This is a genomic window from Haloarcula sp. H-GB5 (assembly GCF_054850705.1).
Window position 1 is genome coordinate 19,516 of the sequence record NZ_JBTWBG010000011.1, and the last position, 16,225, is coordinate 35,740.

Genomic DNA, 16,225 nt, shown 5'->3' on the forward strand with positions numbered 1-16,225 from the left:
GTTGCGGTTGGATGGAGGGCCTTCCTGTACTTCGCTACTTCACTCATTTTCCGATCCGTTTCGTCCGAGATATTGGATTCGTTAAGATAGCTGTCGTGTTGATCGCGGTCGCTGGTGTCCTTTCTTTCGCTGGCGGTGCTGCAGTGCAGCTGCCCGATCAACCGATTGTATTTGATGATTCGTCTGGTATCAATGCAACTGCGGTTGAGTACCATATCCACGAGGAGATCAATGAGCGGCGTGCTGAACGCGGCTTGTCTCAACTCGAATTCGACGCACAACTCCAACAAATCGCACGAGGGCATAGTAAAGACATGGCGAATCGCTCATACTTTTCTCACGAAGACCCTGCTGGCGATAACTTTGCTGACCGATACACTGAAGCGGGTTACGACTGTCGGGTGGCAACGTCCGGGAACTCGTACGCAACAGGCGCAGAGAATATTGCATACACTTGGTATGACAGACGTGTCGAAATGCAGGGTGAGAAGCGGTATTACAGCAATTCATCAGATGTGGCGAAGGGGGTCGTCAATTGGTGGATGAATTCAACCAATCACCGAAAGAATATATTAAAACCATATTGGAAATCTGAGGGTGTGGGAATCAAGATAACCGATTCGGAGAAAGTGTACGCAACACAGAACTTTTGTTGAAAGTAACTCCCTAAGTTGGGATAGATATTTACTTAATACTATCCAGTTACTCCAATATGCGGACTCACCGCCGTAAACGAATTAAATATGGTTTGATATCTGGCGCATTCGCCTTCATTGGTGGGTGGGCGCTGACAACACTCATACTCCCGCAAGCGCTGGCTGCTGATTTCCCACGTTGGCGGACAACACTGTGGGTGTATCTTGGCGCTCATTTTGTCGAGATGTCGGATGTCTACTTCGGTGGGATTGGGCTTGAGACCAGACAGCCAACCCAGGTTTTTCCAGCACCTAACTATCTAACATATATTCCAATACTGGCGGCAGCGTCGGCTGCTGCCTATTCTTGTACGGAGTTATCTCACGAGAAACTGAGGCCAAACGTTTCTGCTGCAGCGGCAGTTGGCGGGGGGTATTTCTTAGCTGGTTTGCTGGCGATGCTCGCATCTGATATGCAGCCTGGTATTTCGTTTGTATTAATTATTGGACTTGTTGCCGGTGCTGGTGTCTGGTTGGGATCATCCTTCTTGTCAACACTGACGCGAGGAATCCCATTTATTGGCATAACAACACTCGGAACAATCGCTTCTGTGGGGGTACTGTTGCTGATCGGCGGTGTCACAATCATCAGCTCCGTGTGGGGACTGATTGGGCTACCCTACGTCGGAGCTCTTCCGGCTGGACTTCTAATTGGGATGAGTAGGCAATTCAAACAAGCTGGTGAACGGCGCAACGCTAACTTCCCGAGATTAGAGGGGTTGAAAATTGTTATAAAGGACAACTGGAAAGAAATAATTGTAATATCATTCATAATAATAATGCTGTCTGCTGGACTTCAAAGTTCGGACAGTTCACGTATCGTGATGCAATAGTTACGTCTACTCGCCTTTCACTTTCACTCCGGTGTCCGAGTAATTAATATCATGGCTGTCGTCGTTCCGGTATGACAGATTTTGAGGGGCATCTGAAAATCGGTGTCGTCGTCAGTGGGCTGGTGGCTGCAGGGTTGATATATAACGGTCAATCTCCGGTGGTGGCTGGGTTAGGAGCAGCACTGGCTCTGGTCGGAAGCATCTTGCCTGATATCGATATCCACAGTTCGATCCCACGGCGATATTTCGGCTACCTCCTACTTGCAGGACTCCCAATCGCTGCGATCTATGCTGGGGTTCGTGTTCCAGGTGTGAATGCGTTCGTCGCTAATGCCGTCGCAACATTCGTTGGGATTGGTATGGAACTGGCCCGTCTCGGTGGTCTTGTCGTTCTTGGTGTTGTTGGGGTCGGCACTGCAGTTGGAGCTGGAAAACTGCTCGATGAAGGACTTACTCACCGCGGGTTTACACATTCCCCTGCGTTCGCACTTATTCTCGCTGTGGCTGTTGCCGTTCTCGTACCCCAGTTTACTGCAGTGTGCTCTGTTGAATAGCGGTGCTGGTCGGGACAGTGGAAATTTGAGTTGACTTGTCAGGGGCTGATGCCGGTAATCTCAAAATCGGTGCCGCCTCACTGTGGCTCAGGAGACGCTATTCAACACAGCACTGCAGTGGATCTTCAAACAGGATTGCTGCTGGGCGGTGGACTGGCTGTCGGAATCGCTGCCCACATCTACATCGGCGACCGGTAACGCCATTGTAGCAATACCGGAAGTGTAACTCCCATTTATATACCAGACTATCATCAGTACCGGGTAGCATGATAACTAAGCCTCGGGTGTTCGACGATGACTATCCAGCCACGATCCAGCATCGCGAGGCCGAACTTTCGGTACTCACATCGGCTGTCGAGCCTGTCCTTGCTGGCGAGCGCGGCCATGATGTTTTGATCCACGGATCGAAAGGCGTCGGCAAGTCCGCGCTTACTCGGTACGTGCTTGAGCATCTGGACCGTCAGCAACCCACACCATCGGCACGCGTGCAGTGTTTGGGACTGTCGACGGCTGGCATCCTGCGGTCGATACTCCGTGAACTGCCGGGAGCAAACCCAGCGACGACGACTGCCCGGGAAACGCTTGAACGCGAACTCGAAGTCCGCGTCACCGAGCCGACGGTGATCGTCCTCGACGAGGGCGGCGACGTTCCGGACACCGACGCACTGGCGGTCCTCCGTGGTATCCCAAAGCTCTCGTGGATCGCCATCTGTCACAACCACAACGACTGGTTATCGCGAGCTGACGACGAGACTCGACATGCGGTGACGAACTGGACGCTCGGGCTGGACAAGTACTCCACGGCAGAGCTAACTGATATCCTCCAGGAGCGACGGCGGGCTGGGTTGGAGCCCAATGTCATTAGTGACGAGCAGCTCGCGACCATTGCCGACGAGGCCGCTGGGATCGCACGCGGGGCGATCTACTCGTTGCGCGCAGCTGCGAATCTTGCAGCCGAACGGTCTCACAGTACTGTCGAAGACATCGACGTTGCCGATGCCTACGCACGGGCCACGCGCCGGATGCGAGAAGAGGCGCTGAAATCACTTCCGTACCACCACCACGTCTGCTACGAGATCGTTCGTCGACGTGGCCGACTTGCCAGCCACGACTTCCATGAGCGATACGACGCCATTGAAAATGTCGTCTATGCCGACCGCGACCAGACGCCGATCTCGAAGCGAGAGCGGCGGACAAAGCTCACGAAGCTGGTCGACTATGATTTATTGGGTTGTGACGGGGACAGCCTCGGGCGAGAGTACTGGGTACAGGATGCGTCGATATCATCACCGCTGGACCTGACGGTCCCCGTTCCGTAGTGGGTGGATAACGATCAATCATATCCGGTCCACTCAATTACAGTATCCGCGGCGTCAGGACTATACCACATTATGTCTTCAGGTTCGTTATAATCAACCACTCCAGCTGATTTTAAATCAGAAACGATGGTTGCTATGTCCCTATCAGGGACTCCAGTTAGACCGGAAAGTTGGTTCCTATTCGCTGATCCCATCTTCTCAAGTTCCCTTTTGACTGCATCCGACCTGCAGGTGTTACTTCGCAGAGATGAGATTGTATCGGGGATATCATCCACCACATCAGTCAAATCTTCCAATTCTTTTCGAATCTCTCTCTGCTCGTCTTTCATAACGAACTCGGCATTTTCCCTAGCTCTCACCGTACTCAATACGTCGATCTCATTTCGATTGCCGATCTTGTTACCAAGGCTGTCTTCACACGACCAATCGAAGTAGAGGGTGCCGTCTGACCCCTCTAACTCAGACTTGACTTCTGTATGTGTGCTGATATCGTTCCAATCCTCTGTGAATGGGAGTGAAAATTTGTGCCTTTGCCCAGGAGAGATTAATGGAATCGACCATTCAACTTCGGCGTCCAGATGCCCAAACCCCCATTTTGCATTAACGTCATGCGCGGCACCTTTCCCAGTATTCTCAATATAGAAGCGATTGTGAAGTCCGAATTCCGGTTCCACTGTTGCCGTCAACACTGGCTGAAACTCTGATTCACGTGTTGCTCGCATCTCTGCGGTGTGATTCTTCGTTTCCTGCCAGTAGAAGTACGTGACCAACACCAGTACAGCTGAAAAGATGACTGAAGCGAGACTAACTCCCAGTTGAGCTTGAGCCATGGAAACTGCCATGGCTCTCCCCCAGAGGCCCTAACGATGTAACAGTTATTCTGTCTCAGCTACAAAAGCTTGAGCGGTTACTTCTACCGACAATATCTTCTGGGCCGTTCAGAACTTTTGATTAAAAACCTCCATTATCGACCTATTTTGCTATCTCGCTCATCTGTACCACTCACGCATAAGCTAGTTCGGCATACTCACAACAACTGATCGCTGTCGCTATCCAGTATCTGTGTCTACATATTTTGCTATCTCGCTCATCTGTACCACTCACGCATAAGCTAGTTCGGCATACTCACAACAACTGATCGATGTCGCTATCCAGTATCCGAATCTACGCACGAAAGCATGATACCAGACCGTAACTCGCTCTGGGAAACCCAGAACTCGCCCCTGTCTGGTGCCGACAGATACTCATACTGATTCTGGGTTCAAGAAGTGCGGTGCTTTGCAACAGGCAAACCCAGAGACCAATCCGGAAGTGTAAGGGGTCCTTTTGTATCAATCATCCGTATCAGGCTGTGTATGTCCACAACACGCGAAGTAGTGGAGCTAACTGACGGTCCAGCGGTCGAAATTGAACACATCGATGCCGTCGACGTGGATACCGGACGGTTCGAGGTCGCGACCGTCCACGGTGACCGTCGGTGGCATATCGACATCGACCGGAACGGCGACTATGAAGTGGTTCGCGCCTGGGATGGGAATATCATCGTCGACGGCGACGACCCTGAGTGGTTGCATGAGCTCACCAGTCTTGCCCTCTCTGGCTAACCAACATCTGTCGCTGACAGGCCGATCTGTTGGTTAGCCTTCATCGTTTCCGGAAGTCCAAGGGGCCTTTACGTACCAGTCACCCGTCAGCAATATCCACGCACTCGCGCCGTCATGGGACCTGCCACTAACAGGCCCCGGCGCGGGGTCGCGGTCCGTCAACAACGCAGATTCAGGAACTACCGCAACCCATGCAAAAGGCACGCCCAATCCTTCAAAAAAGCAGAGGTATCGCTGCCCCGCTCAGGCCGTCGCCACGAGATGCTGGTGACCAGCCTGCGAGGGCGTCGGCTGGAGCGTCAGTCCAGCCAGCGCCAGCTCCCGGAGTACCTCGGGCGGGATACCCTCAGTGTCTCGAAGCACGGCGTCGAGCGTCCAGACGTCGTACTCCGAGCGAACCGGTGCGGTCGTTTCGACCACGGCGGTCGGCACGGTCTCTCGCAGCGCGCGGGCCGCGCGTTCGATTCGCTTCCGGTTTTCGACAGTACACCGAACACTCGTTTTACTCATGCTTCCACCCTCTGGGCGAGATCGTCGACGAGCGACCCGCCGACGTGCGGGCCGACGGTCCAGCCGCGTTCGTCCTCCGTGTAGTTACACCAACCTTTGAGCGTGTCGTACGGCGTGTCAGCCAGTGCGACCGTCTCGCCTTGGCCGTCCCTCGCAACGATAGCCACTGCGAACTCGTAGCTGTCCCAGTAGTGGGCTGCGCCTTCACCGTCGACGCCCAGGAACAGCGGGCGGCCTTGGGTGAGCAGTTCGCGGGCGGTTCGTTCCTGTGGATGTTCCTCAGTCGTGCCGACACATTTACTAGTCGGCGTTGCAGACTTACTCATGGGTTTTCGCGGAACCGACGCGCCTACGCTGCTGATGACAGCGTGGGCAACTCGTGTTCTCGAAGGCACGAAATCGCCCAGCGGCGCGTCTGTTCCTACTACTTACTAAGTAGGCCCACCCACTTAGGATTTGTGTTAGCTAACGCAATTAGGTGTTTGTTAGGGGTATTCCGACTCGACGCGCTCTTTCCCTTGCTCAGTTATCAGATAGTTGGCCCTGCCACTATCATCTTCGCCCATGACCTCAATCGACCCACTTCGTTCTATCTTAACTCGGTCCAAATCACCGGATTCAACCAGGTTGCCGAGTTTGTTTTGAAGAGTTCCGTAAGAAAATGTGACATCTTCCTTTACAATCATTCCGCCAAATATCTGGCGGGGCTGAAGAGGAATGTCGTACTCCGACATGAACCTCAAAATTTGCAACTCTGTGTTAATCTTCGGCACATTCTCATTATCAGAGGGTTCCATATTGTCTCCATCGGATTCCAAGCAGAAATTATTACTGACACAATTTTGTTCTTCCTTGCCCATAACTATGTTTGCAAACGCAAAATACTAAGTGCTTGTGGTGAGACATCACCGAATATGCGCGGCTTACCGGGGAATAATGGCTCACTAAAACAGGGCCAACGGGGCCATGACCCCGCTAACCCGTTCGCGCACGGCATCATGAACGAAACAACCACTCCGGATAACGATACCGAACGAGGTCGCCACGAACGCCGACTCCAGACAGCCAAGCGATTGCTGGCTGAGGCCGACACCGATGCCGATATCCTGGCGCACTGCCGGGCTGTGCTCGAAACACCGGGCTACGACCGCTGCCGGGCAAAGGCGAGTCTGGATGCATGCTCGGTGCTGCTGGCGTTGACCGAGGCCGACGTCTCCACGAAACGAACGCGAGAAGCCAGCCAGCTGCTGGCGGCGGTCGCAGGAGGGCAGCGATGAGCCAGCCCGGACTCGCGCCGGAGCCAGCCCAGCTGGTCAGCGGCCATCCAGACGCGATGGCCGATGTCCCGACCGAGCCGTTCGTGCTCCGGGAGTTGCCCAGCGGCGACGTGCAACGACTGGTGAAGCGACTCGCAGACACCAAGGTCCTGTCAGCCGAGTTCGTTGAGGTTGACGGCGCGGAGGTCCTGCAGTACGAGCTGACCGAGATGGGTGAGCAGCGACGGGCTGCCGTCATCGACTCCGGCTACCGACCGCTCCCCTGTAACCACGTCGGCTTTACCAACATCGACGGCGAGCAGTTCGTCTGTTGCTACGACGCCTGTGACCGGACCTTTGACCGATCGGAGGTTGATCTCGATGCCTGAGACAACGCTCCGGCTTCGCGCCCGGCGCAACGGGAACGGCGTCGTCCTGGAGTACCATCCAGAGGATCGCCCGGTCGCTGAATCGATGCTCGACGATCATCGGATGGCGCTGAAAACGATTTACAGTGCTGTCGACCGCTCGAAGGTCAGCGACAAGCAGGTCGTCGGCGAGATCACCGTGCTTCCGTTTTCTGGGCAGTTCTCTGTGAGTTTCGACTCGGACGCCCGCCGGGACTTGGCACTGTCGCAGCTGGAGCGAGTCAACAACCAACTGAGCGAGTTCGTCACTGGAGACGCAGCATGACTCAAAACTTCGAAGACATCGACGTGAACGAGACTGTCGAACTGTCCGCAACCACGCAGCTGAACGTGTACGATATCGGCTGGGACGAGTTCGTTGGCTGGGACCGAGATGTCGACAACATCTCCGTCAGCACGGAAGTCGACGACTCTGAGGTCTTCGTCGAGGTTACGGGCGACGTGACGAAACGCGACCCGAAGGAAATCCCAGTGTTCCAGTCCCAAGAGCGCTGGGAAAGGCGGTCTGATACTGCCCCGGAACCGACACCGGCCTGGAAGCAGTGGGCCGTAGCCGCGGTCACGCCGCTGGCGACGCTGTGCATGGTGGCTGTTTCGTCCGTTATCTCGGTTCGATTTCTGGAGATGATGGACATGACTGTCAACGGCGAGCCGATCACGCCGCCCAGTACGCTGGGACTGTTCGTGGTGATGACTGTGATCGTCTGCTTCGGCTTGGCGATTCAGCAACTCCCGAGATTATTGACTGGGGGTCGCGCATGACGCCCACCGACGAGCAGAGTGATATCGAGCGCTTCGAAGAGCATCCTGACCCGGATCGCCTGTTCATGGAGATCGAACCGGCTGAAGTCGAGATGGAGGTTTTCGACCATGACGACGTGCAGTTCAAGAGCCAACTCGTGCCTGGTGGGTCCTTTGGCTTCGAACTTTCGGCCCGCTACAGCTACGCCGGCCGAGACTGCACGCAGATACTCACGCTCGACCGTGATGCTGCTGAATCGCTGCACGAACGACTCTCCGAGGTTCTGGAGGCTGATCACCGTGAGTAACCAAACCAACGATGTCCGATACGAACGCACGAATCGCTCAGTCGAAGACCTCTCGAAGGCCGCGCTGAAAGCCGAGTGGTCTGAAATCTGTGAGCGTCTCGCGTCCAACACCGCAACGGCTCGCGACGCGGCGTGGGACCGACGACAGGATCTCTGGAACGAGATGCGCGAGCGGACGGACGGCCAACCACCGGCCTGCCCGGAGTGTGGCGGCCGCAGCTGGTCGCAGGTGTTCGGCGGTCCCAAATCCTGCAACAACTGCGAGTTTCAACCCGGCGCTGAAGACATGGAGCTCATCGAGGACATCGACAGCTACTGGTCTTCGGTGACGGCTGTTCCTGGAGCTGATCAAGCATGAGTGACACTGACTTCGAAACCAAGAACGACGCGGACACGTACGAGGAAAAACGCGATGAACTGAACGACGGCCTCCTGACCGCATACGCGGCAGGGTTCCGACAGGCTGTCGAGACGTTCGACATCGATGCTGACTTCGATACGAGCGTCAGCGAACTCAAGCAGAACGATGCGATCTCCGAGGCCCACTACTACTTCTGGGACGGTCGCAAGAAGCCGCTGCAGTTCTGGCTACGGGACCTGCTCTACTACAATCGCATCGACGTTGACGACCTGTCGCTGGAAACGTCTGATGAAGGGCCGGTTCTGTGCATCGGCGACTCGGTGGAAGTGACACTGCAGACGTTTGTCGAGACGACTGATGTGGCGCTGGACTTCGAATCGATGAGCGACACGTACCGGACTGAGACTGACTCTGACGGCGAGACCAACTGGTGGACGGTGCGACCATACGACAGCGCAAACCGTCCCGGAGCGTTGATCCAGCCGGTCGTTGACGACGAGCGGGAGGACTCACAGTGACCCGACTTGAACTCGTCGAAAAACCGGACACCCCCGACAGCTTCACGGAAACAATCGAGCACTACGGAGCTGCGATTCCCCGCGAAGGCGAGATCGTCACCTGGGACACCGACCACTACCGCGTGACAGAAATTCAGCATCGCATCCAGATCGGTGCTGTTGTCATCCATCTCCAGCCGCGTGACAGCCAGGAGGAATCGCAGTGATGGATCGCTACGGCGGCGTCGTCGACGAACCTGGCGTCCGAGCGGGCAACGGCGAGTCCTGGGAAGAAGCCGCTCGGCGACACCGTGGCCAGACCCGTCGGCTGCACCCACTCGCACGGAAGGTCGCTGATGCCGCGAGAGGGAACCGAGATACAATCAGAGATTGTCACGAGGAAGATTCATGAGCGACAACCAAGAGACACCCTTCGACCGACTGTTCGCAGCGGACGTCGACGACTGTCCCGAAGAGATCGTCGTCGACGAACTAACCACGATGGAAACTCAGGAGTTCGTCGCCCAGCTCGAAGCGCTCGCCGAGGCCGCCGAGGCTGTCACGTCGATGGCCGAGGACCTCGAACGGCTTCGGCAGACTGGGCTGGATGATGACGACGCACGAGACCTCATCTACGGCCGCAACTCCAATCTGACAAAGACTGAAATCGAGACACTGTTCGGCGCTCTCGACGACGTACGCGCCGGCACGACTGGGAGCTACGACCCTATCGAGCGCCTGCTCGCAGATATCTCGGACCTCTCGTTGTCCAAAACGAGAGGCCTCATGGACGAACTGGATAGACTGCAGCGGAAGTACGGCGAAGATTACTGATTAACAATGAATCTGCTAACACAACAATCGGGAAGTATCGCACTCACGATCAGCAGTCTCGCAACGACGGCGCTTGGTCTGGCTATTGTGGTGATGTATGGCTCGACTCAGGAGATAGCTGCAGGGGCACTGGGAAGCGTACTGGTTGTCGGGATTGCAGTCTTGGCGTGGTGGTTGTTCATACGGAAATCGCGGACTGTCAACACCGAGAACCAGTAACCACTCACGACGCTGCGGATCAGGCCCACAGGTGGAATCCCGGTTCGAGTCCGGGAGGGTCAGTCGACAGCGAGCGCGTCTAGCTTGGAACCCTGGCCGCGCTCGCTGCCACCCAAGACCCATGAAATCAAACGCACGCTGCGCTCAAGAATCCGACGGCTCACGCCTTGGTTATACAGAGCTTAGGAGGACGGCCTGATGCCCTCGGAAGCACAGGGCGGCTCCAGCAGCAGCGACCGGGCTGTGTACCCAGACCGCGAAGCGGAGATCGGAGAAGACCCGGCCCGCTGGCTGGACCAGGACCTCCTCGAGCGCACGGTCGTCCGGCAGGAAGTCGACCCGACGTCGGAGTTCGGCGAGATGCGACTCGTCGAGGACACCGACGTGTCGACGCCAGGCCAGCTGGTTCTTTCTCGGATACAGGGCATCGACTCGAAGCTCGTGATCCGGCACTGGATGGAGGTCGAGCACGATCTCGACCGCGGGCCACGGGACACGATCGTCGACGCGCTCCAGGAGCGCGCCGATACACTCAAGAAAATCGGCGAGCGGCCCGACCGCCTGCCTGAGGGGCCGCGCCGGCCGCCCGAGATGACGTACGAACCGAGCGTCGCTCCCGCAGAAGGTCAACATACAGCTGCCGAGCGGATCGCCACGGACGGTGGTCGCGATGAGTGACCGTCGACGCGCTCGCACTGCAGCTGGCGAGCGGCCTGATGGGCCTGGCATCAGTCCGATTCTGCACGACCACCTGCAGCGCCAGAACGTCGCGCTGAATCACGGGTTCGCGGAAGGATTCACTCCGACTCCGAGCGCCGTTGCCGAAGGCTACGACCGCAACGAGCATCCGTGGATGCACGGCCGCCGCCCGCACGATATCGCCGAGAAGGTTCGGGAGGTGCTTGGCCGTGGCGAGTAGTACGCATCAGGCACGCGTTTCGAGCAAACAGTTAGGCGAAGGCGTCGCAGCTGATGTGCTGCAACTGTTCGACGAACTCGAGGGCGTCGAAGACAGTGAGGTCCTGTGGCACGACGCTGTCCTCGTCGATCATCTCTGGCCCGGCGACCCATCGCGTCTCCGGTTCGGTGGGATCTGTGTCGCCTGCGAAGGCCATCCGGTCGAGATCAAAGCGGCACTGGTCCGTCGCAGCAACGGCGATCGGGACTCTCCGGGTCACTGGTACATCAAGCGACAAGCCCATGAGCAGATGCTCGATGCTGCTGGTCACTACCTGCTCGTCGTCTATCAGCAGCGAGGCGGCCGACGCCATCTCGCCCGGATCATCGTGCCCGCAGCGACGATGGATGACCTGCTTCGAAGCAAGTGGTACGAGGTCACCGGCGACCGCAGCGAGAACGAGGTCGCCCAGCTGAGTTGGCCCGTCCTACTCGATGAGTCAACGCTTCGGAGGGAGAACGCATGACGGCCGTCAGACAACACCGCCGCCGTCCCCGACACACTAAAGAAGGCGGGCATCAACACGAACTAGCGTTAGAACAGGACACACGCACCGCTACGCGAGTAGGTAGCAGGAACGGGGCCGTCAGTTCGGCCCCTAAAGCTTGGTCGCTTCCTGCTACTTCTCGCCAGAGTATAAGCGTTTCCCCACAGTCAGAGTCATCTCTGCGCGCCGTGGGGGCGCTCTCGTCGCTATCTGAGAGTCTGTAGTCTCTAATGAGTCTGACACTCACTACCCAAGGACACATCGCACCGGACGCCGAGATCACGATCGGCCCGGAGCACCTCACCAGCCCCAGAGCTATCAACCGCGAACTCTGGCGGCCCGATCACCACGACCTCGCGGATGCACTCCTTCGAGCACTACGGCAGCTGGTCGGCGACCAGGACCGAGCCAGCCGCCGGGTGACACTCGCACAGGAGTACGACGTGACCGCTTTCTCGACGGAAGACGCCGGCCGCACCTACACCGGCTACGCACGATGCGCTGCGTACGCGCTGGACCATCAACAGGCGTGGCTCCGATTCGTTCGTATCACTCGCCGGCTCGGCACGTCGACGGACCTTGGTCCTTCGTCGATGGACGACGTCGACGACGGCCCGGTCCCGATCCTCGAGGCCGCCGACGTCGACCCACGTCTCGATGTCCGGCTCGAAGAGTTCAGTGAGCTCAAGACCAACCAACAAACCGCCCTGCTTCGGTACTTCCTCCGTCTGACCCCAGGGGTTGATGTCCACATCATCGGGTCGCAACTGTCGCTGCGGAAGCTGCTCCAGACGCACAAGGATCTTCTCCCGGCGAGCGTGACTGAGCGCGCAGAGTCAGGGCTACTGGGGTCACCAGACATTACAACTCGCAGCGAACAGCGACGGGAGGCTGCCCGGGAGGCGCTGGCCGAGAAGGGCGACGACCACGCAGACTGGCGACGCCTGAAGGTCCTGTCCGACCAACCGCAGGAGTCAGCTAGCTACGATACACTCGAAGCCGACACGATCGCGGACATCCCGAGCCGCGACGCACTGAAGCAGTGGGTCACGCGCATGCGCGAACACGACCTCATCGAAACCTACGGATCGATGCAGGACCGCCATGTTCGCCTTTTGCCGGCAGGCGCTGCACTACTCGATGAACACCCCTCGATATCCCTGGCCGACTCTCACGGCGGTACGGGCCGTATTGACGAGGGACAGCGTGGAGCGGATACCAGCCAGCGGTCCGATGCATCCACCGTGAGCGACCCCCCAAAAACACAGCACAGTCCCGTGTACTCCCAAACCGCTGGGGACGGCCCCCCCGACCGGCCTGACAGCGAGGCCGCGGCGGCGACCGCAGGTGGGTCCGGTGCATCCTCTCGCGACCGGCTCGGCGTCGACTACCTCGACGGCTGGGAACACGATGCGGCGGTCTCGATGGCGCAACGTGGCGATATCGCGCTTTGCGACCGGCCAGCAGACACCGATGGCGACAGCAGAGAAGCCTCCTGGTCGTTCCTTGAGGAGAAAGATGAAGCCGTTGTCCGCGTCGAAGCAGCCGCCTGGGGCGGCCTCACGATGGTGCGACTCTGCAGTGCGTTACTCTCGGAACCGGCGTTCCAGCAGGTCTTAACCGAAGATCGCCTCGCCGGTGGGCCAGACAAGTCCGGACTCGACGGACTGCCGGTTTCCAACAGCGTCGTCCTTCGCGACGGCGCCTGTCTGGGCTGGCTGGGGTCGGCCAACGCATCGATGTATCTGGACCGACTGCGGAAAGCTCGCGATGGATTAGAGATGCTGGCCGACGAGTACGCCCCACTTAAATCGGCCACGGAGGAACAGCAGGCGAAACTGCTGCGACAGGCCCACGGCCTGGCTGCCGTCGCGACCCGGCTGTACGACATGCTGGGCATCGACCTGCATCGCGTCCTGGACCTGCCCGACTGGGCCGTCCGCAACGAGGATCGGCGCGGTCACCTGGTCCAAATGCTGGCGAAGCAAACCGCGTGTTCGTCTCGCTACGGCGTCTACTCCGCGAATCGCGTGCTGTACGAACCGCGAGAAGAAAAACGCGAACGACTGCTGGGCGCTCCCGACGTCGACGACGCCGACCCGGTCGGGACTGTCTGTGGCAGCTGGACGCTCGTCGGGTCCGACGTCCACTCGCTGCGAGACGGCCTGGAACAGATCGACCGACAACTCGTGCTGCAGCGCGGCGAAGAGAACTTTGCACCGTTCGCACTGAATATCGATGTCGTCGACGCCGATCGGCGCTCGGCGTACGCCCAGGCCGTCGCCCGGCAGGCGAACCTCAAGCACATCACCGACACCAGACCGACCACGTCGTTGCTGCGAGCGGTCACCAGTGATCCCTTCGCCGCAGCGAAGGCCGTCAGCAAACTCGGGAGCGAACAGGAGATGCCACGCGATATGGAGCTCCACGACGTCCGGTACGGTCTCGCGGAACTCGATGCTGAAGAACTGCTCCCGGACATCGGGTCCCGAACAGTCTCGAAGGTCGTCCAGGTCCTCCTGGACGTCGACCAGCCACTCTCGACGAGCGAGGTCGCCGACCTGGCCGACCGGACGACGCAGGCACTCAGTACCGAGACGAACGAGCAAGCGTTCGCCGACCTCGAGGCCGCCGGCCTCCTGGAGCGCGAGGATCTTGGTTGTGGCAAAGCCACGAACTGGCGGCTACGGCTGCCATTCGGCGACGAGCGGGCCGCATCCGACGCTCTAACCCCTACCCTGCATCCGGACAGCAACGACTCGACGGGCCTCAGTGAGCGCCCGATGCACCGATTTGCCGACGCACTGTTCGCAGCGACCCATCGCGATATCGACTACGGCAGCGATCGCTTCCTGGAGGCGACGCGTTCCGGTGGCGATCTTCGACCACTGCTGCTCGAGCGGCCCGACCTGATCCCGCTGCTGAAACTGCTGGTCGAACTGCTCGACCTCGCTGCTGGTGAGCTGCCCGTCGACGGCGCCGTTCGCGATGGCGGTCCCGGACTGGTCGACCGCCGCGCTCGGATCACGATGGGGGCCGATCCGAACCCAGCTGTCACGCAGACCTCGCTCGCTGCTGCAGGCGACTGACCCGACAGGTGGCACGCCGGTTCGAGTCCGGCGCGGGCCCTGAGGTAAAAACCGATGAATGACCTAAATTCAACGAATAATCGGAAAATCGGACAGTCATCCCAGTTTCAGAGAGGCTCGCAAGGAACGCCTATCGTCGACCAGACGCCCCGCTGTCCGAACTCAGGTGAGACGTATCGGCTTCACCACGACGTAACCGAACGCCATCCTGTGTCAACGTCTCAGGACATCAAAATCAGAGACGGAATACCGGTGCTGGTTCTTCGTGCAGAGTGTCAGTGCGGCTGGTCAGCGACGAACGTCGTGGGTGCCGAAACCAACAGTGCATCGGAGGGTTCTGAATAGATGGACCTTGACGAGATCACGGACCAGCAAGAACGACTGAACCGGCTGGAAGGCATCGAGAGAAACGCACAGTGGCTCATCGAGAACTGGGAAGATGCGGACAGCCAGGAGATCGCCAAGCGGCTGGGACTAATCAAAGGCGACCGGATGAGGCTCACTGAGATGGCTGCCGAAACCCTCGCAAAAGCGGACAAAAATGAATGTTGAGATACCGCTGAGGGTCCGGTAGAAAGAGGGTGTCTGAAAGTGACAACCCTCGACGGGATACGAGTAGAAGCACGCGCTGAGCGCTTAAAAATCTATTTCTCGCAGACTATTTTTCTAATCTCGGCGATTAGCAGGTTAGATTTGTGGGCTGGTACGACTCTGGAGCGTAGAAAACTGGAAAACATCACAGGCGTGAACCTGTAATGACCCAGATAACACCGTGCCAATCTACGCATTACGGGTTGGTAAGATTAACTAAACAATTCTGACCTGACAGATTTCCGATAGGTTTAAGGGGTAGTAGGCTATAGTAATAGATGGGTCGTGATGACCCAGATAACACCACCGCCCGAATGGCTCAAGGAATGGGTGACAATCTTGGCGAAGGTCGCCGGGATCGTCTTCATCCTGTTCCGAATCCTTCGGGCCGTCGCCTAACCCGGCACCGGGCCGGGTTCAATAGCCATATTTGGCGACACTCACACAAACCATGGCACAAACAAAATACGGCATTCGGAGAGAAACCGTCCGCTCCGCCGGCTGGCCAGCTGTCGTCGCTGTGCTGGTGATGGCGCTGTTCATCGAGCCGTGGCTCCAGAGCCAGGATCTCGGGACCGTTGCACTGGTCGTGTACGTCCTACTGCTGCCTGTGATAGCTTGGAGTCTCTTCGAGGACATCCGTAGTTGGCGCGACCGAAATAGCACAGACAGTAACTGAAGACGCTGCAAGTCCGGATGTTCTGAGTAACCGACGCTCAGACAACTCGGTACAACCCCTCGTTTTTGAATACAATAACGCAATCGCAAACGTTAACGCAAACGCTATGCCTGTTCGACAGCGCGCTGCCGCTTTGCTTCTAATAACTCCTCCCACACCTCCGGAGCCGCTGTCTGCAAACCAACTCTCGCAGCGGCAGATGACTGACCGCGACAGGCAGCACTAAAGCGTTTCACGAAACTGCGCAACCGCTCACTACCCC

The 16,225-nt window shown here is 57.9% G+C and carries 25 protein-coding genes; 21 read left to right on the top strand and 4 right to left on the bottom strand.

Translation table 11 applies throughout. The features are described from left to right. Nucleotides 1-11: 11 nt before the first annotated feature. From ACYJ11_RS20630 to ACYJ11_RS20645, 4 genes are all read left to right on the top strand, one after another. Entirely contained in the window at nt 12-656 is a 645-nt protein-coding gene (locus ACYJ11_RS20630) for a CAP domain-containing protein (RefSeq protein ID WP_461649278.1), read from the top strand. A gap of 56 nt (nt 657-712) precedes the next feature. Continuing rightward, nucleotides 713-1,528 (top strand): hypothetical protein, encoded by an 816-nt coding sequence (locus ACYJ11_RS20635; RefSeq protein WP_461649279.1) that lies wholly within the window; start codon nt 713-715, stop codon nt 1,526-1,528. Nucleotides 1,529-1,599: 71 nt separating this feature from the next. After that, on the top strand, nt 1,600-2,082 hold the full coding sequence (locus tag ACYJ11_RS20640; protein WP_461649280.1) for a metal-dependent hydrolase: 483 nt from the start codon (nt 1,600-1,602) through the stop codon (nt 2,080-2,082). A 266-nt stretch (nt 2,083-2,348) separates the two neighbouring features. Continuing rightward, a complete protein-coding gene (locus ACYJ11_RS20645; RefSeq protein ID WP_461649281.1) occupies nt 2,349-3,401 on the top strand; it encodes a Cdc6/Cdc18 family protein in 1,053 nt (350 codons plus the stop codon). 14 nt (nt 3,402-3,415) lie between these two features. On the opposite strand, the gene ACYJ11_RS20650 is transcribed toward ACYJ11_RS20645, so the two are convergent. Beyond that, a complete protein-coding gene (locus tag ACYJ11_RS20650) occupies nt 3,416-4,243 on the bottom strand; it encodes a hypothetical protein (RefSeq protein WP_461649282.1) in 828 nt (275 codons plus the stop codon). Nucleotides 4,244-4,756: 513 nt separating this feature from the next. On the opposite strand from ACYJ11_RS20650, the gene ACYJ11_RS20655 reads away from it, so the two are divergent. Further along, nucleotides 4,757-5,005 (top strand): hypothetical protein, encoded by a 249-nt coding sequence (locus ACYJ11_RS20655; RefSeq protein ID WP_461649283.1) that lies wholly within the window; start codon nt 4,757-4,759, stop codon nt 5,003-5,005. 243 nt (nt 5,006-5,248) lie between these two features. On the opposite strand, the gene ACYJ11_RS20660 is transcribed toward ACYJ11_RS20655, so the two are convergent. The 3 genes from ACYJ11_RS20660 to ACYJ11_RS20670 form a co-directional block, all read right to left on the bottom strand. Then, the gene (locus ACYJ11_RS20660; RefSeq protein ID WP_461649284.1) at nt 5,249-5,515 is read right to left on the bottom strand and encodes a hypothetical protein; all 267 of its coding nucleotides are present in this window, start codon (nt 5,513-5,515) and stop codon (nt 5,249-5,251) included. Then, entirely contained in the window at nt 5,512-5,841 is a 330-nt protein-coding gene (locus ACYJ11_RS20665; protein ID WP_461649285.1) for a hypothetical protein, read from the bottom strand. Before ACYJ11_RS20665 ends, ACYJ11_RS20660 begins: the two co-directional genes overlap by 4 nt. Before the next feature lie 159 nt (nt 5,842-6,000). After that, nucleotides 6,001-6,375, bottom strand: a complete 375-nt coding sequence (locus ACYJ11_RS20670) for a hypothetical protein (protein ID WP_461649286.1) — start codon at nt 6,373-6,375, stop codon at nt 6,001-6,003. Nucleotides 6,376-6,513: 138 nt separating this feature from the next. On the opposite strand from ACYJ11_RS20670, the gene ACYJ11_RS20675 reads away from it, so the two are divergent. The 16 genes from ACYJ11_RS20675 (at nt 6,514) to ACYJ11_RS20750 (ending at nt 15,963) form a co-directional block, all read left to right on the top strand. Continuing rightward, nucleotides 6,514-6,792, top strand: a complete 279-nt coding sequence (locus ACYJ11_RS20675; protein ID WP_461649287.1) for a hypothetical protein — start codon at nt 6,514-6,516, stop codon at nt 6,790-6,792. After that, the gene (locus ACYJ11_RS20680; protein WP_461649288.1) at nt 6,789-7,160 is read left to right on the top strand and encodes a hypothetical protein; all 372 of its coding nucleotides are present in this window, start codon (nt 6,789-6,791) and stop codon (nt 7,158-7,160) included. Before ACYJ11_RS20675 ends, ACYJ11_RS20680 begins: the two co-directional genes overlap by 4 nt. Then, nucleotides 7,153-7,464, top strand: a complete 312-nt coding sequence (locus ACYJ11_RS20685) for a hypothetical protein (protein ID WP_461649289.1) — start codon at nt 7,153-7,155, stop codon at nt 7,462-7,464. The genes ACYJ11_RS20680 and ACYJ11_RS20685 overlap by 8 nt, the downstream gene beginning before the upstream one ends. After that, nucleotides 7,461-7,961, top strand: a complete 501-nt coding sequence (locus ACYJ11_RS20690; protein WP_461649290.1) for a hypothetical protein — start codon at nt 7,461-7,463, stop codon at nt 7,959-7,961. Before ACYJ11_RS20685 ends, ACYJ11_RS20690 begins: the two co-directional genes overlap by 4 nt. Then, on the top strand, nt 7,958-8,248 hold the full coding sequence (locus tag ACYJ11_RS20695) for a hypothetical protein (RefSeq protein ID WP_461649291.1): 291 nt from the start codon (nt 7,958-7,960) through the stop codon (nt 8,246-8,248). The genes ACYJ11_RS20690 and ACYJ11_RS20695 overlap by 4 nt, the downstream gene beginning before the upstream one ends. Further along, entirely contained in the window at nt 8,241-8,606 is a 366-nt protein-coding gene (locus ACYJ11_RS20700) for a hypothetical protein (RefSeq protein ID WP_461649292.1), read from the top strand. Before ACYJ11_RS20695 ends, ACYJ11_RS20700 begins: the two co-directional genes overlap by 8 nt. Then, complete coding sequence (locus tag ACYJ11_RS20705; RefSeq protein WP_461649293.1) at nt 8,603-9,127, top strand: hypothetical protein; 525 nt, start codon at nt 8,603-8,605, stop codon at nt 9,125-9,127. The genes ACYJ11_RS20700 and ACYJ11_RS20705 overlap by 4 nt, the downstream gene beginning before the upstream one ends. Beyond that, nucleotides 9,124-9,333, top strand: coding sequence for a hypothetical protein (locus tag ACYJ11_RS20710; protein WP_461649294.1), 210 nt, complete (start codon nt 9,124-9,126; stop codon nt 9,331-9,333). The genes ACYJ11_RS20705 and ACYJ11_RS20710 overlap by 4 nt, the downstream gene beginning before the upstream one ends. Then, entirely contained in the window at nt 9,333-9,518 is a 186-nt protein-coding gene (locus ACYJ11_RS20715; protein ID WP_461649295.1) for a hypothetical protein, read from the top strand. Before ACYJ11_RS20710 ends, ACYJ11_RS20715 begins: the two co-directional genes overlap by 1 nt. Further along, the gene (locus tag ACYJ11_RS20720) at nt 9,515-9,940 is read left to right on the top strand and encodes a hypothetical protein (protein ID WP_461649296.1); all 426 of its coding nucleotides are present in this window, start codon (nt 9,515-9,517) and stop codon (nt 9,938-9,940) included. The genes ACYJ11_RS20715 and ACYJ11_RS20720 overlap by 4 nt, the downstream gene beginning before the upstream one ends. A 417-nt stretch (nt 9,941-10,357) precedes the next feature. After that, nucleotides 10,358-10,837, top strand: coding sequence for a hypothetical protein (locus ACYJ11_RS20725; protein WP_461649297.1), 480 nt, complete (start codon nt 10,358-10,360; stop codon nt 10,835-10,837). Next, a complete protein-coding gene (locus ACYJ11_RS20730) occupies nt 10,830-11,078 on the top strand; it encodes a hypothetical protein (RefSeq protein ID WP_461649298.1) in 249 nt (82 codons plus the stop codon). Before ACYJ11_RS20725 ends, ACYJ11_RS20730 begins: the two co-directional genes overlap by 8 nt. Then, complete coding sequence (locus ACYJ11_RS20735; RefSeq protein WP_461649299.1) at nt 11,068-11,583, top strand: hypothetical protein; 516 nt, start codon at nt 11,068-11,070, stop codon at nt 11,581-11,583. Before ACYJ11_RS20730 ends, ACYJ11_RS20735 begins: the two co-directional genes overlap by 11 nt. A 251-nt stretch (nt 11,584-11,834) precedes the next feature. After that, on the top strand, nt 11,835-14,693 hold the full coding sequence (locus tag ACYJ11_RS20740) for a replication protein H (RefSeq protein ID WP_461649300.1): 2,859 nt from the start codon (nt 11,835-11,837) through the stop codon (nt 14,691-14,693). Nucleotides 14,694-15,038: 345 nt separating this feature from the next. Beyond that, nucleotides 15,039-15,245 (top strand): hypothetical protein, encoded by a 207-nt coding sequence (locus tag ACYJ11_RS20745; RefSeq protein WP_461649301.1) that lies wholly within the window; start codon nt 15,039-15,041, stop codon nt 15,243-15,245. 490 nt (nt 15,246-15,735) lie between these two features. Next, entirely contained in the window at nt 15,736-15,963 is a 228-nt protein-coding gene (locus tag ACYJ11_RS20750) for a hypothetical protein (protein ID WP_461649302.1), read from the top strand. Nucleotides 15,964-16,225 lie beyond the last annotated feature (262 nt).

Bases quoted from the DNA above. Each gene is read 5' to 3' on its own strand.
- ACYJ11_RS20695 (WP_461649291.1), top strand. From the start codon at position 7,958: ATGACGCCCACCGACGAGCAGAGTGATATCGAGCGCTTCGAAGAGCAT.
- ACYJ11_RS20655 (WP_461649283.1), top strand. From the start codon at position 4,757: ATGTCCACAACACGCGAAGTAGTGGAGCTAACTGACGGTCCAGCGGTC.
- ACYJ11_RS20635 (WP_461649279.1), top strand. From the start codon at position 713: ATGCGGACTCACCGCCGTAAACGAATTAAATATGGTTTGATATCTGGC.
- ACYJ11_RS20685 (WP_461649289.1), top strand. From the start codon at position 7,153: ATGCCTGAGACAACGCTCCGGCTTCGCGCCCGGCGCAACGGGAACGGC.
- ACYJ11_RS20680 (WP_461649288.1), top strand. From the start codon at position 6,789: ATGAGCCAGCCCGGACTCGCGCCGGAGCCAGCCCAGCTGGTCAGCGGC.
- ACYJ11_RS20690 (WP_461649290.1), top strand. From the start codon at position 7,461: ATGACTCAAAACTTCGAAGACATCGACGTGAACGAGACTGTCGAACTG.
- ACYJ11_RS20630 (WP_461649278.1), top strand. From the start codon at position 12: ATGGAGGGCCTTCCTGTACTTCGCTACTTCACTCATTTTCCGATCCGT.
- ACYJ11_RS20705 (WP_461649293.1), top strand. From the start codon at position 8,603: ATGAGTGACACTGACTTCGAAACCAAGAACGACGCGGACACGTACGAG.
- ACYJ11_RS20665 (WP_461649285.1), bottom strand. From the start codon at position 5,841: ATGAGTAAGTCTGCAACGCCGACTAGTAAATGTGTCGGCACGACTGAG.
- ACYJ11_RS20720 (WP_461649296.1), top strand. From the start codon at position 9,515: ATGAGCGACAACCAAGAGACACCCTTCGACCGACTGTTCGCAGCGGAC.
- ACYJ11_RS20675 (WP_461649287.1), top strand. From the start codon at position 6,514: ATGAACGAAACAACCACTCCGGATAACGATACCGAACGAGGTCGCCAC.
- ACYJ11_RS20640 (WP_461649280.1), top strand. From the start codon at position 1,600: ATGACAGATTTTGAGGGGCATCTGAAAATCGGTGTCGTCGTCAGTGGG.
- ACYJ11_RS20750 (WP_461649302.1), top strand. From the start codon at position 15,736: ATGGCACAAACAAAATACGGCATTCGGAGAGAAACCGTCCGCTCCGCC.
- ACYJ11_RS20670 (WP_461649286.1), bottom strand. From the start codon at position 6,375: ATGGGCAAGGAAGAACAAAATTGTGTCAGTAATAATTTCTGCTTGGAA.
- ACYJ11_RS20660 (WP_461649284.1), bottom strand. From the start codon at position 5,515: ATGAGTAAAACGAGTGTTCGGTGTACTGTCGAAAACCGGAAGCGAATC.
- ACYJ11_RS20725 (WP_461649297.1), top strand. From the start codon at position 10,358: ATGCCCTCGGAAGCACAGGGCGGCTCCAGCAGCAGCGACCGGGCTGTG.
- ACYJ11_RS20715 (WP_461649295.1), top strand. From the start codon at position 9,333: ATGGATCGCTACGGCGGCGTCGTCGACGAACCTGGCGTCCGAGCGGGC.
- ACYJ11_RS20730 (WP_461649298.1), top strand. From the start codon at position 10,830: ATGAGTGACCGTCGACGCGCTCGCACTGCAGCTGGCGAGCGGCCTGAT.
- ACYJ11_RS20740 (WP_461649300.1), top strand. From the start codon at position 11,835: ATGAGTCTGACACTCACTACCCAAGGACACATCGCACCGGACGCCGAG.
- ACYJ11_RS20645 (WP_461649281.1), top strand. From the start codon at position 2,349: ATGATAACTAAGCCTCGGGTGTTCGACGATGACTATCCAGCCACGATC.
- ACYJ11_RS20745 (WP_461649301.1), top strand. From the start codon at position 15,039: ATGGACCTTGACGAGATCACGGACCAGCAAGAACGACTGAACCGGCTG.
- ACYJ11_RS20650 (WP_461649282.1), bottom strand. From the start codon at position 4,243: ATGGCAGTTTCCATGGCTCAAGCTCAACTGGGAGTTAGTCTCGCTTCA.